The organism is Roseomonas sp. TF40 (genome assembly GCF_057219975.1).
This window is the reverse complement of record NZ_JBXVVR010000011.1, coordinates 106754-119784: the sequence shown is the minus strand read 5'-3', so window position 1 is coordinate 119784 and position 13031 is coordinate 106754. Positions and strand designations below refer to the sequence as shown.

Here is a 13031-nt window from a genome sequence, read left to right as displayed (position 1 = left end):
GCAAGTGAGCCCGCCCGAATTCTCCCTCTGCACGCTCGTCACACGCCCGGCCGAGTACGCCGCGATGCGCGACAGCTTCGCGGCCGGCGGCTTCGACGAGACCTGCGCGGAATACCTCCAGATCGACAACAGCGCGGGCAATCGGCTCGACGCCTATGCCGGGCTGCGCGCGATGATCGCGCAAGCGCAGGGCGAGACGCTGATCCTCTGCCACCAGGATGTGCGGCTGATCGAGGATGGCGCCGCCGCGCTGCGCGCGCGCCTCGCGGCGCTGCCGGCGGATTGGGCGCTGGCGGGCAATGCCGGCGTCACGCCGGAAGGGCGCTTTGCCATCCGCATCTCCGACCCGCATGGCGCGGACCAGAATCGCGGCCCCCTGCCCGCGCGCGTGGTCAGCCTCGATGAGAATTTCCTCGTGCTGCGGCGGGATGCGGGGCTGCTGCCCTCGGCCGCGCTGCACGGCTTCCATCTCTACGGCACGGATCTCTGCCTGCAGGCAAGGCTTGCCGGGCGCAGCGCCTGGGTGGTGGATTTTCACCTGGCGCATCTCAGCCCCGGGCGCGTCGATGCCGGCTTCCTGGCGGAACAGAAAGCCTTCGAACTGCATTGGGGCGCGATCCTGGGCCGGACGGAACGGCTACGCACCTTGGCCACGCGCCTCACCCTCCCCGCTGGGCCTTTCGGCCGCGCCCTCGCCGCCTGGCGGCGTCGGCGGCGGGGCTAGCGCTTCCTCATCCTCCTCGCCGCGGCCGAGCAGATGCAGCGCGCGGCCGCGCTGGCCGCGCTGGGCCAGGGCGTGGGTCAGCGCATCCTCGCGCCCATGGGTGATCCAGATCTCCGGCGCCTGGACCTCCGCCGTGGTGGCGAGCAACTCCTCCCAATCGGCGTGGTCGGAGATGATCAGCGGCAATTCCACGCCCCCCGCCTTGGCGCGCTGGCGCACCCGCATCCATCCCGAGGCGGCGCAGACCAAGGGCTCGGCCAGGCGCCGCACCCAGGCGGTGGCCTCGGCGCCGGGGGGGGCGAGCACGATCTCGCCCGCCAGCAGCGGCGCGGCCCCGCGCAGGGGCGCGGGCGGGACGGGGCGCAGGTCGCCGAGGTCGAGGCCGAAATCGCGGTAGAGTTCGCACAGCGCGATCAGCGCACCATGCAGGTAGATCGGGCGCTCCCAGCCGGCCTGGCGCAGCAGCAGGATCAGGCGCTGCGCCTTGCCCAGCGCATATGCGCCGATCAGGTGGGCGCGGTCCGGAAACAGCGCGAGAGATTGCAGAAGCCGCGCGATCTCGGCGGCGGCGGGCGGGTGCCGGAACACCGGCAGGGCGAAGGTGGCTTCGCTGACGAAAACGTCGCAGGGCCCGACGTCGAAGGGCGCGCAGGCGGGATCGACGCGACGCTTGTAGTCGCCTGAGATGACGATCCGGCTGCCTTGCCATTCCAGCACCACCTGCGCCGAACCCAGCACATGGCCGGCCGGGACAAGGCGGATTCCCACGCCATTATGGGTGACCGCCTCGCCCAGCCCGAGCGCCTGCTGCACCCGCCCGGCGCGGCCCTCACCCATCCGTGCGCGCATGATGGCGAGCGTCTCGGCGGTGGCGAGCACATGGCCATGGTCGGGCCGGGCATGGTCGGAATGGCCATGGGTGACGATGGCGCGGTCCACGGCGCGGGCCGGGTCGATGAAGAAATCGCCGGGCTCGCAATAGAGCCCCTGCGGGGTCACGCGCATCCAGGTGTCGGGGTGGGGCATCGTCCCGCAACATCGTGGCGGGAGGGCCGAAAAAAAGACCCCCGGCGCTGGGGAAGCGCCGGGGGCAAGGGGCCTCGAGAGGGGAGAGGGGGGGATCGAGGCCCAAACCGGGGAAGGTCTCAGCGGCGGGGGCAGGGCACCGCCATGCGGGCCAGGCGCTGGGCCTCGGCATGCTTGCCGGTGCGGATCTGGGTGGCCACCGCGGCGGCCAGCGCCGTGTTGAACTCCTGGCACCCGCCGGGGCCCTGGGCCACCGCCTGCTGGTGCGAAATCTGCCGGGCCTGCTGCGCCGCGGCGGGGGTGGCGCCCAGAGCGGCGATGGCGGCCAGGGCGATCAGGGCGGTGCGGATCATCGGGGCGGTTCCTTTTGGCTTCGCGTTCGTCGGTGAGGGAAAGATGCCGCAGCCCGATCCAAAGGAATAATCGATGGTATCTGTCGTTGGATTAGGCGATTCCTATGCCTTACCGCGCCCCTCTTCCGCCCCCTCCCCGGCCTGGGCATAGTCGCGGCGCATGGGAACATTGCCGGAACTCTTCGCGCGCTGGTTCGCCGGCCGGGGCTGGGCGCCGCGGCCGCACCAGCTTGCGCTGCTGGAGGCCGGCGCGCGCGGGGAGAGTGCGCTGCTGGTGGCCCCGACCGGCGGCGGCAAGACGCTGGCGGGCTTCCTGCCGAGCCTGGTGGATCTGCAGGCAAAGCCCCGTGAAGGGCTGCACACGCTCTACATCTCGCCGCTGAAGGCGCTGGCGGTGGATATCGCGCGCAACCTCGCCGCCCCTGTGGCCGAGATGGGCCTGCCTATCCGCATCGAGACGCGCACCGGCGACACGCCCGCCAATCGCCGCGCCCGGCAGCGCGAACGCCCGCCCGAGATGCTGCTGACCACGCCCGAGAGCCTGACCTTGCTGCTGACCCTGGCCGAGGCGCCGGAGTTCTTCGCCGGCCTCTCAGCCATCGTGGTGGATGAGATCCATGCCCTGGCCGGCACGAAGCGCGGCGACCAATTGGCGCTCTGCCTCGCGCGGCTCGGCACGCTGGCGCCGGGGGCAAGGCGCGTCGGGCTTTCGGCCACGGTGGCGCATCCCGCACCCCTGCGCGCCTATCTCTCGCCCAGCGGCCGGGCCGAGGATGTGGCGCTGGTGGAAGCGCAGGGCGGTGCCGCGCCGCGGCTCGATATCCTGCTGCCCGAGGGCCGCCTGCCCTGGGGCGGGCATATGGGCCTCGCCTCCATGCCCGAGGTCTATCGGCGCATCCGGGGCGCGGGGGTGACCATCGTCTTCGTCAACACCCGCGCCCAGGCCGAGCTGTGTTTCCAGGCGCTGTGGAAGCTCAACGACGACAACCTCCCCATCGGCCTGCACCATGGCTCGCTGACCGTCGAGCAGCGCCGCAAGGTCGAGGCCGCGATGGCCTCGGGGAAACTCCGCGCCGTGGTCGCCACCGCCTCGCTCGACCTCGGCATCGATTGGGGCGCGGTGGACCAGGTGGTGCAGGTCGCTGCCCCCAAGGGCGTGTCGCGCCTGCTGCAGCGCGTCGGCCGCGCCAACCACCGCATGGATGAGGCAAGCGAGGCCGTGCTGGTGCCGGCCAACCGCTTCGAGGTCATCGAATGCGTCGCCGCCCGCCAGGCCATCGCGGCTGGCGAGCTGGATGGCGAGGCGCCGCGCGCCGGCGGGCTCGATGTGCTCTGCCAGCACATATTGGCGATGGCCGTCGCCGCGCCCTTCCTGCCCGATGACCTCTACGCCGAGATCACCCGCGCCGCGCCCTACGCCGCCCTGCCGCGCCAGGATTTCGACGACGCGCTGCGCTTCGTCGAGGATGGCGGCTATGCGCTGCAGGTCTATGAGCGTTTCCGCCGCCTCTTCCGCGACTCAGAAGGCCGCGTGCATGTCCGCTCCGCCGCCGTGGCGCGGCAGTTGCGGATGAATCTCGGCACCATCGTCGAGACGCCGCTGGTCAAGGTGCGGCTGCGCGGCGGCCCCTTCCTGGGCGAGGTGGAGGAATGGTTCGTCTCCACGCTGACGCGCGGCGACGCCTTCCTCTTCGCCGGGCAATTGCTGCGCTTCGAGGGGCTGGATGCGCGCGCCTGCATCGTCTCCCGCGGTGCCGCCGAAAATCCGCGCGTGCCGGCCTATGCGGGGTCGCGCATGCCGCTCACCACCTGGCTCGCCGCCCGCGTGCGCGCGATCCTCGCCGATCCGACATGCTGGGCCGCCCTGCCCGAGACGGTGCGCGACTGGCTGCGCCTGCAACAGCATGTCTCGGAAATGCCGCCGCGCGACGGGCTGCTGGTGGAGACCTTCCCGCGCGGCGAGCGCTGGTTCCTCCTCGCCTATTGCTTCGAAGGCAGGCTCGCGCACCAGACGCTGGGCATGCTGGTGACCAGGCGCATGGCGCGGCTCGGCCTCGCACCACAGGGCTTCGTGGGCACCGACTATGTGCTGGCCTGCTGGTCCGCCTTCGAACCGACCGGCATCGAGCGCCTGTTCGAGGAGGACATTTTGGGCGAGGAGCTGGAGGAATGGATGGCGGAAAGCTCCATGCTCCGCCGCAGCTTCCGCAACATCGCCACCATCGCGGGCCTGATCGAGAAGAACCATCCGGGGCAGGAGAAATCCGGCCGGCAGATGACCATGAATTCCGACCTGATCTACGACGTGCTGCGCAAGCACGAACCGCAGCACATCCTGCTGCGCGCCACGCGCCAGGAAGCCGCGACGGGGCTGACCGACGTGGCGCGCATCGCGCAGCTGCTCGCCCGGGCGCGGCAGGGCGGCATCCGCCACCGCGCGCTCGATCGCGTCTCGCCCCTCGCCGTGCCGGCGCTGATCGAGGAAGGGCGCGAATGGGTTTCGGGCGGCGCGGAGGATGCGCTGCTGGCCGAGGCCGCGGCCCTTGTGCAGGAAGCGACCGACGGGCAGGAGAGCTTCCTCGAAACCCTCCCCGCGGGCGATCCGCCACCCGCCGCGCCGCGCTACAACCGCTTCATTCGCCACGCCCCCAAGGCGGCAGGAGCACGACGATGAAACTGTTCCGCTACCTCACGCCCGATGGCCGGTTCGACTACGCCGCCTATCGCCGCGTGCAGGAGGAAGGCAACCGCCGCAAGCTGCATGCGCGCTGGGTGCATCGCCACGTCGTCGCCTTCCTCGCCGGCTGGCTCAAGGCCCATGTCACGCCGCTGCGCTTCGGCCTGTGCCACGGCACGCGCCGCGGTGACGAGCAGGTCTGGTTCCGCGAACGCCTGGACATCGAGGTGATCGGCACCGAGATCAGCCCCACGGCAGCCGATTTCCCGCACACCATCCAGTGGGATTTCCACGACACCAAGCCGGAATGGCTGGAGGCGGTGGATTTCATCTATTCCAATTCCTACGACCACAGCTACGACCCCGAGCGCTGCTTCCGCGCCTGGGCCGCCTGCCTGCGCGTCGGCGGCGTGATGCTGCTGGAACACACCGACCAGCACCGCCCGGCGGCCGTCTCCGCACTCGATCCCTTCGGCGCGGAGCGCGATGAGCTGGTGATGATGCTCAACGAATTCGGCCGCGGCGAATTCGCGGTGCGCGAGGTGATCACCGAGCACGACTTCCAGGTCGCCGACCATCTGAAGGAGCTTTCCTTCATCGTGGTCGAGAAGCTGAAGCCGATGGGGCTGGGATGAGCGCCGCGCCCCTGCATATCGGCGGCCAGCGGCTGATGCTGGACCCCTCCGGCGTGCTCGCCTGGCCGGCGGAGAAGCTGCTCTGCGTGGCCGACCTCCACCTGGAGAAGGGCAGCGCCTTCGCCGCCGCGGGGCGCTTCCTGCCGCCCTATGACACGCGGGAGACGCTGGAACGCCTGGCCCGCGCGGTGAAGCTGTGGAATCCGCAGCGCCTGGTCATGCTCGGCGACAGCTTCCACGATGCGCGCGGCGAGGCGCGGCTGGCGCCGGCGGATCTCACGGCGCTGCTGAAACTGCTGGCGGGGCGGGAGGTCACCTGGGTGCTGGGCAACCACGATCCCGTCGCGCCCTCGACCCTGCCGGGCGAGGCCGTGGCCGAGTTGCGGCGCGGGCCCTTCCTGTTCCGCCACATCGCGCAAGCCGGGACGGTGGTGGGCGAGATCTCGGGCCATTTCCACCCCAAGGCGGCGGCGCCGGTGCGCGGCGGCGCGGTGACGCGGCCCTGTTTCCTCACCGATGGGCGGCGCGTGCTGCTGCCCGCCTTCGGCGCCTTCACCGGCGGGCTCGACATCCGCGACCCCGCCATCGCTGGCTTCTTTCCCCGGGGCGGCCGCGCCTTCCTGCTGGGCGAGGCGCGGCTCTACAGCTTCCCCACCGGCCCGCTGCGGCGCATCGCGCCCAGCGCGGCCGTTGGGATCACGGGGTAGAGCACGCTGCGTTCCCATGAACGCAGCTCGTGCTCTATAAACCGTTGAATCCAGAGCAAGAAATGCGTTCAGCGTCGCGCTAGCGCCGCGACCCATCTGAAGGCATATCGCTCCAGCAGGACTCAGGGCACGATGATGCCGGTCATCACATGGATGATGCCGTTCGCGGCCTCGACATCCGGCCGCTGGATGCGCGAGGAGCGCAGGCCGACACTCGCCACCCCCGCGCCCTGACCGCCGCCGCCGGCGGATTCGACGCTGGGCCGCTCGGCATTGCGCGGATCCACCGTGATCCGGCTGCCGTTGCGGGTGGTGAAGGTCTTGGGCGCGCCGCCCATGCTCGCGATGGTGTGCCGCCCTTCGACGATCAGGTGGTTCATCACGGCGGCAAGGCGCGTGGGTTCCGTGCCCGACATCAGCGAATCGCGGGTGAAGACCGGCAGGTCGCCCCAGCCGGAATTGGTGAAGGCGAAGACCGTAAAGGGCCCCGGCTGCCGCAACGTCTGCAGCGCACCACTCGGCCCCGCGGCGGCGAGGAAGCGTTCGAAGGAACTGTCCGTGGACAGCACGTCGACGATGCTGCGGTTCGGCTGGCTGACCACATCCGGTGCGCTGCCGCAGGCGGCGACAAGGCCGGTGAGACCGAAGGCAAGCAGGCCCCGGCGGTTTGGCGAAAGATTCATGTTGCTTGACCTCCCCCCGGGATGATTCCCGGTGTCGGAGCCTAGGTTGTCTCTCGCCCGCGGATCAATGGCGGCGCCCTGCATGCTCGCCTTTCCCGCCCGGCGCGCTACATCTGCGCCATGACCTCTTCCACCATCCTCTGGTTCCGCCAGGACCTTCGCCTTGCCGACCATGCCGCGCTGGCGGCGGCCCTGGCCGAGAAGGCCCCGATCCTCCCGGTCTTCGTGCTCGATGAGCCCGCGCAGGGCGACCATGCCCCGGGTGCGGCGACCCGCTGGTGGCTGAAACAGAGCCTCGCGCGGCTGGGTGAGGCCCTGGCCGCGCGCGGCGCGCCGCTGCTGCTGGCGCGCGGGCGGGCGGAGACCGTGCTGCCCGCACTCGCCGCGCAGATCGGTGCCACGACCATCCATGCCGGCCGCTGCACCGAGCCGGGGCTGCGCGCCCAGGCGCAGCGCGTGCATGAGGCGCTGGAAGCCGCTGGCCGCAAACTGCGCCTGCACACCACCATGATCCTGCAGGAGCCGCACCGCATCGCCTCGGGCAGCGGCAAGCCCTATGCGGTCTATTCGCCCTTCGCCAAGGCGATCTTCGCCCTCGGCGACCCGCCCGCCCCCCTCCCCGTGCCGGCGGCGATTCCGGGCCTGCCCCTGCCCGCGGGGGGTGAGACGCTGGACTCGCTGCGCCTCTACCCGGTGCCGGGCGAGCCCGACTGGGCGGCGGGCTTCACCGGGATCTGGCAGCCGGGCGAGGCGGGCGCGGCCGAACGGCTCGCCCGCTTCGTCGCCCGCGCGCTCGGCCGCTACGATGCGGATCGCAACGCGCCGGGCATCGAGGGCTCCTCGGGCCTCTCGCCGCATCTGCGCTGGGGCGAGGTCTCGCCCCGCCAGGTCTGGCACGCCGCGCGCGCCGCGGGCGCCCCGGCGGGCGCCACCGAGACCTTCCTGAAGGAGATCCTCTGGCGCGAATTCGCGCATCATCTGCTCTGGCACCGCCCCGAGATGCCCGACCGCGCGCTGCGCAGCGAGTTCGATGCCTTCCCCTGGGTCGAGGACGCGGCGGCGCTCACCGCCTGGCAGCGCGGGCAGACCGGCTATCCCATCGTCGATGCCGGCATGCGCCAGCTCTGGCGGACAGGGTGGATGCACAACCGCGTGCGCATGATCGCGGCGAGCTTCCTGGTGAAGCACCTGATGCAGCCCTGGCAGGCCGGCGAGCGCTGGTTCCGCGACACGCTGGTGGATGCGGACCTCGCCTCCAACAGCGCCTCCTGGCAGTGGGTGGCGGGCTGCGGCACCGACGCCGCGCCCTATTTCCGCGTCTTCAACCCGGTGCTGCAGGGCGAGAAATTCGATGCCGGCGGCGCCTATGTGCGGCGCTTCGTGCCCGAACTCGCGAAGCTTCCCGACGCCTATGTCCACAAGCCCTGGGAGGCCCCGCCCGTGCTGCTGGCCGGGGCGGGCGTGGCGCTCGGGCGCAGCTATCCGCGCCCGGTCGTCGAGCATGGCGCGGCGCGGGCGCGGGCGCTGGCGGCCTTTGCGGGGTTGCGCAAGGGGCCGGAGGCGGCGTGAGCATCCCGCACTCCAATCACTGGCGCGGCTTCGCGGGCCTGCGCGTCATCGCCGATGTGCATGGCGATGCGCAGGCCTTCGAGCATGCGGTGGCGGGCGCGCTGGCCGAGGACATGTTCGTGCTCCAGCTCGGCGATCTCACCGATCACGGCCCGGACAGCCCGGGCGTGCTGCGGCGCATGTTCGCGCTGATCGACGAGGGGCGCGGGCTGTTCCTGCTGGGCAATCACGACCACAAGCTGCGCCGGGCGCTGACCGGCCAGCGCGTGCATGTCCCACCCGAGGGGCTGGGGCGCACCCTCGCGCAGCTCGAGGCCGCACCGGACCGCGAGGCACTGGTCACGCGCGCGGTGGCGGAGATCGCCCGCGCCCCGGCCTGGATCCGCGATGGCGGGCGGCTCTTCGTGCATGGCGGCTTCCATCCAGGGATGATGCACAGCCCGCCCCCGCCCGAGGCCGGCGCGGGCAAGGCGCATGGGCTGCTGACGCGCGCGCTCTACGGTCAGGTGACCGGGCGTATCCGCAGCGATGGCTACCCCGACCGCGTGCATGACTGGGTGGACCGCATCCCGGACGGGATGATGGTGGTCTGCGGCCATGACCGGCGCAGCACCGATGGAAGGCCCTTCATCGCCGAGGGGCGCGGCGGCGGGCGCTGCGTGTTCCTCGATTGCGGCGCGGGCAAGGGCGGGCACCTCGCCTGGCTCGACCTGCCGGCCTGGGCGTGAGGCCGGCCGGTTCATCACGGCTTCGTGAGGCCTGTCACCGAATTGACATGGATCGTTTTTTCCCCGCGTCGGCGGCGCCACCTTGGCACCGAGCGCAAGGAGAAGAGCCATGATCGACGAGATCCGCCCGCCGCAGCCCGAACTGGCCGAGGGCCCGGAAGCCGCGCGCAGCATCGGCGGTGCCGCAGCCGAGCTGACCCGCCCCGCGCGCCGCCCGGCCGCGCTGCGCCATGACCCCGAGGCCGTGCGCCGTGCCTTCGAATCCGGCGAATACCCCTACGCCACCATGCTCACCGAGAAGGAATACATGGCGCGCGTGCGGCCGCTGCAGGTGGAGCTGCTGAAGGCGCAGGCCTGGGTGCGCGAGAGCGGCGAGCGCATCATCACCCTCTTCGAAGGGCGCGACGCCGCCGGCAAGGGCGGCACGATCAAGCGCTTCATGGAACATCTCAACCCGCGCGGCGCGCGCATCGTCGCACTCGAGAAGCCCTCGGACCGCGAGCGCACGCAATGGTACTTCCAGCGCTACATCGAACGCCTGCCCGCCGGCGGCGAGATCGTGTTCTTCGACCGCTCCTGGTACAACCGCGCGGGCGTGGAGCGCGTGATGGGCTTCTGCAGCCCTTCCGAATACCTCGAATTCATGCGCCAGGCGCCGGAGCTGGAACGCATGCTCACGCGCGCGGGGCTGCGCCTGTTCAAGTTCTGGTTCAGCGTGACACGGGACGAACAGGCCAAGCGCTTCAAGGCGCGCGAGACGGACCCGTTGAAGCAGTGGAAGCTCTCGCCGATCGACACGGCGAGCCTCGACAAATGGGACGACTACACCGAGGCGAAGGAGGCGATGTTCTTCTACACCGACACCGCCGACGCGCCCTGGACCATCGTGAAGTCGAACGACAAGCGCCGCGCGCGGCTGGAGGCGATGCGGCACTTCCTGCATGCGCTGCCCTATACGGGCAAGGATGAGTCCGTGGTGCATGCGCCCGATCCGTTGATCGTGGGTGGCGCGGCGCATGTGGTGAAGCGCCACGCGCATATCCTCGGCGCCGCGCTGCACCCGGAGCAACGCCGCGCGGCAAGGTGAACTCTACAGCGCGTCGAGGAACCTCGCCGCCTCGGCGCGCATCGCCGCGACCTTCGCGCGGTCCATCTTCGCAAGCGTGCGCAGCGGCATCGCCATGCGGGGATTGCGCGCGAAGCGCTCGGCATGGCGCGCCATGAAATCCCAGTAGAGGAAGTTGAAGGGGCAGGCCTTCGGACCCGTCGCCTGCTTCACGTCATGCGCGCAGCCGCGGCAATGGTCCGACATGCGGTTGATATAGGCCCCCGAGGCCGCATAGGGCTTGGAGGCCATGATGCCGCCATCGGCATGCAGCGCCATGCCATGTGTGTTGGGCAGCTCCACCCACTCATAGGCGTCGGCATAGACCACCATGTACCACTCGTTCACCGCCGCCGGGTCGAGCCCGGCGAGCAGCGCGAAATTGCCGGTGACCATCAGCCGCTGGATGTGATGCGCATAGGCGAGGTCACGCGTCTGCGTGATCGCCGCGCGCAGGCAGGCCATGGAGGTGCGGCCGGTCCAGTAGAAATCGGGCAACGCGCGCTGCGCCGCCAGCGCGTTGGTCTCCGCGTAGTGCGGCATCTTCAGCCAGTAGAGGCCGCGCACATATTCGCGCCAGCCGAGGATCTGGCGGATGAAGCCCTCCACCGCATTGAGCGGCGCATGGCCCTGGCGGTAGGCGCGCTCCGCCGCGCGGCAGGCCGCCATGGGGTCGAGCAGCCCGCAATTCAGCGACGTGCCGATCAGCGCGTGGAAGAGTGTGGGCTCGCCCTCCGCCATCGCATCCTGGTAGTCGCCGAAGCGCGGCAGGCGATGCGCGATGAAATCGGCCAGGGCCTGCTCGGCCTGCGCGGCGGTCACGGGCCAGCCGAATTTCGTGGTCGTGCCGAAATGATCGGGGAATTCGCGCTCGACCAGCGCGATCACCTCCTGCGTGATGGCGTCGGGTGCGAAGCGCAGGGGGCGGGGGGGAAAGACGTCGCGCGGCAGGGCGGCGCGGTTGTCGTGGTCGTAGTTCCACTGCCCGCCCGTCGGCTCTTCCGGCCCTTCCATCAGCAGCCGCGTCGCGCGGCGCATCTCGCGGTAGAAATACTCCATGCGGAGTTGCTTCTTCTCGCCCGCCCAGGCGCGGAAGCGATCGAGCGTGCAGAGGAAGCGGCTGTCGTCGCGGATCTCCACGGGCAGGCCGGTGGCGGCGGACCAGCCGCGCATATCCTCCAGCACGCGCCACTCGCCCGGATGGGTGCAGATGATGCCCCGCGCCCCATGCAAGCGCGCGGCGCGCGCCACCTCGCCGGCCAGGGACTGCGTGTTCGCCGGATCGTCGAGCCGCACATAGGCCACCGTGAGGCCGCGCGCGCGCAATTCATCCGCGAAATGGCGCATCGCCGAGAGCACCAGCGCGATCTTCTGCTTGTGGTGCGGCACATAGGTGCATTCGCGCCGCACCTCGGCCATCAGCACCACGTCGCGCGCCGGGTCGAGCCCCTCCAGCGCGGAGAGCCCCGCGCTGCACTGGTCGCCCAGCACCACCCGAAGCAGCGTCATGCGCGCTCGTAGCGCACGGCCGAGCCATCCTCGCCCGTCGTGGCGAAGCCGATCCAGGTACCGCCCGGATCGTAGAGCACCTCCGCCCCCTCGCCGCCGATCAGCCTGACCTGCGTGCCGCCGGCCACCGCGCTGCGACGCAATTCGGGCGCCACGGGCTCGCCGCGCCGTGGGTCGAAGAGCGGCACGCTCTCGGTCAGCGTCGCGGCGCGCCACCAGGTCAGGGGCGCGGCGTTCACGGGCAGCCGTGCCTCGCCCGCCGTGCCACGCAGCAGCAGCGCATTGCCCTCGGCGCGCGCCTCGCAGAAGCCGGGCGTGCCGTTGCGGTCCAGCCGCGAGGTCAGACCCAGCAGCCGCGCGCCCTGCCAGCGTTCCTGCGTGTCATGCGCGTAGCGGAAGACGGTGAAGCCGGCGAGGCGGACGGTGATCCGCACCTCGCTCTCCGCCACCAGCACCGGGCCGTCGTCGCGGAAGCGCACGACATGCGTGCCCACGGCGCTGCCGCCGCGGATCACGCGGAAACTAAGGCCCCCGGGCGCGGCCTGCACCAGGGAAGGCAGGCCGAGCAGCCCCGCCACCAGCGCGCGCCGGCGCATCACCCGCGCCCCGCGAGGCTGCCGCGCCCGCCATCGACGCCGATCACCTGCCCGGTGATCCAGCCCGCCGCCTCCGACAGCAGGAAATCCGCCAGGGCGGCGGAATCCTCGGCCTCGCCGAGGCGCGGGATCGGGTGCTGCTTCGCGATCGCCTCGGCCATCTGCGGGCTTTTCGTCAGCGGCTCCGCGATGCCGGTGCGGGTCAGGCTCGGGGCGATGCAGTTCACCCGCACGGCCGGTGCGAGTTCGGCGGCGAGAGCGACGGCCAGCCCCTCCACCGCCGCCTTGGCCATGCCGATCGCGACATGGTTGCCGAAGCCTTTGCGCGCCGCGACTGAGGAGAACAGCACGACAGCCCCCTTCCCCGCCACCAGCCCTGGCGCCGCCGCCTGCACCGAAAGCGCCGCCCCCAGCGCGTTCAGCCGGAAGGTGTCGTCCATCTCGGCGGCGCTGAGCCGGGCGAGCGGCTTCATCAGGATCGACCCGACGCAATAGGCGAGCCCCGCCAGCGGGCTGCCCGCCGCCTGGATCGCCGCCTTCAACGCCGCCGCGTCGGTCGCATCCGCCACCGCATGCCCCGCGCCGAGTTCCGCCGCCAGGGTGGCGAGCCGCGCGCCATCCCGCCCGACCAGGAAGGGCTCACCGCCCCTCGCAGCGATCCGCCGCGCCAGCGCCGCGCCGATCCCCCCCGTCGCCCCGACAATCACATAGCGCGCCAT

Annotated in this window: 13 protein-coding genes; 7 read left to right on the top strand and 6 right to left on the bottom strand. The window is 71.3% G+C overall.

The features are described 5' to 3' along the window. Positions 1–4 precede the first annotated feature (4 nt). Entirely contained in the window at positions 5–724 is a 720-nt protein-coding gene (locus AC2D9U_RS23090) for a hypothetical protein (RefSeq protein WP_484753667.1), read from the top strand. Here AC2D9U_RS23090 and AC2D9U_RS23085 read toward each other — a convergent pair. Together AC2D9U_RS23085 and AC2D9U_RS23080 are read right to left on the bottom strand one after the other, a co-directional pair. Then, positions 638–1750, bottom strand: coding sequence for a ligase-associated DNA damage response exonuclease (locus AC2D9U_RS23085; protein ID WP_484753665.1), 1113 nt, complete (start codon positions 1748–1750; stop codon positions 638–640). The two genes, AC2D9U_RS23090 and AC2D9U_RS23085, sit on opposite strands and share 87 nt — an antisense overlap. 119 nt (positions 1751–1869) lie before the next feature. Beyond that, positions 1870–2103, bottom strand: a complete 234-nt coding sequence (locus AC2D9U_RS23080; RefSeq protein WP_484749628.1) for a hypothetical protein — start codon at positions 2101–2103, stop codon at positions 1870–1872. A 160-nt stretch (positions 2104–2263) separates the two neighbouring features. On the opposite strand from AC2D9U_RS23080, the gene AC2D9U_RS23075 reads away from it, so the two are divergent. From AC2D9U_RS23075 to pdeM, 3 genes are read left to right on the top strand one after another with little or no spacing between them, the layout of a single operon-like run. Continuing rightward, positions 2264–4777 carry a ligase-associated DNA damage response DEXH box helicase gene (locus AC2D9U_RS23075; protein ID WP_484753663.1) on the top strand — a complete coding sequence of 838 codons (2514 nt, stop codon included), beginning with the start codon at positions 2264–2266 and terminating at the stop codon, positions 4775–4777. Next, positions 4774–5415: a class I SAM-dependent methyltransferase gene (locus tag AC2D9U_RS23070; RefSeq protein ID WP_484753661.1), complete on the top strand. Its 642-nt coding sequence runs from the start codon at positions 4774–4776 to the stop codon at positions 5413–5415. Before AC2D9U_RS23075 ends, AC2D9U_RS23070 begins: the two co-directional genes overlap by 4 nt. After that, positions 5412–6122, top strand: coding sequence for a ligase-associated DNA damage response endonuclease PdeM (pdeM, locus tag AC2D9U_RS23065; RefSeq protein WP_484753659.1), 711 nt, complete (start codon positions 5412–5414; stop codon positions 6120–6122). The genes AC2D9U_RS23070 and pdeM overlap by 4 nt, the downstream gene beginning before the upstream one ends. Before the next feature lie 122 nt (positions 6123–6244). On the opposite strand, the gene AC2D9U_RS23060 is transcribed toward pdeM, so the two are convergent. Further along, positions 6245–6805, bottom strand: a complete 561-nt coding sequence (locus tag AC2D9U_RS23060) for a fasciclin domain-containing protein (RefSeq protein WP_484753657.1) — start codon at positions 6803–6805, stop codon at positions 6245–6247. A gap of 120 nt (positions 6806–6925) precedes the next feature. On the opposite strand from AC2D9U_RS23060, the gene AC2D9U_RS23055 reads away from it, so the two are divergent. The 3 genes from AC2D9U_RS23055 (at position 6926) to ppk2 (ending at position 10189) form a co-directional block, all read left to right on the top strand. After that, the gene (locus AC2D9U_RS23055; RefSeq protein ID WP_484753655.1) at positions 6926–8374 is read left to right on the top strand and encodes a cryptochrome/photolyase family protein; all 1449 of its coding nucleotides are present in this window, start codon (positions 6926–6928) and stop codon (positions 8372–8374) included. Continuing rightward, positions 8371–9102: a metallophosphoesterase gene (locus tag AC2D9U_RS23050; protein ID WP_484753654.1), complete on the top strand. Its 732-nt coding sequence runs from the start codon at positions 8371–8373 to the stop codon at positions 9100–9102. Before AC2D9U_RS23055 ends, AC2D9U_RS23050 begins: the two co-directional genes overlap by 4 nt. A gap of 109 nt (positions 9103–9211) precedes the next feature. After that, complete coding sequence (gene ppk2 / locus AC2D9U_RS23045; RefSeq protein WP_484753652.1) at positions 9212–10189, top strand: polyphosphate kinase 2; 978 nt, start codon at positions 9212–9214, stop codon at positions 10187–10189. Between the two features lie 3 nt (positions 10190–10192). Here ppk2 and AC2D9U_RS23040 read toward each other — a convergent pair whose 3' ends face one another. From AC2D9U_RS23040 to AC2D9U_RS23030, 3 genes are read right to left on the bottom strand one after another with little or no spacing between them, the layout of a single operon-like run. Next, positions 10193–11716 (bottom strand): cryptochrome/photolyase family protein, encoded by a 1524-nt coding sequence (locus AC2D9U_RS23040; protein ID WP_484753649.1) that lies wholly within the window; start codon positions 11714–11716, stop codon positions 10193–10195. Continuing rightward, a complete protein-coding gene (locus AC2D9U_RS23035) occupies positions 11713–12312 on the bottom strand; it encodes a DUF6134 family protein (protein ID WP_484753647.1) in 600 nt (199 codons plus the stop codon). The genes AC2D9U_RS23040 and AC2D9U_RS23035 overlap by 4 nt, the downstream gene beginning before the upstream one ends. Then, positions 12312–13031, bottom strand: a complete 720-nt coding sequence (locus AC2D9U_RS23030) for an SDR family NAD(P)-dependent oxidoreductase (protein WP_484753645.1) — start codon at positions 13029–13031, stop codon at positions 12312–12314. The genes AC2D9U_RS23035 and AC2D9U_RS23030 overlap by 1 nt, the downstream gene beginning before the upstream one ends.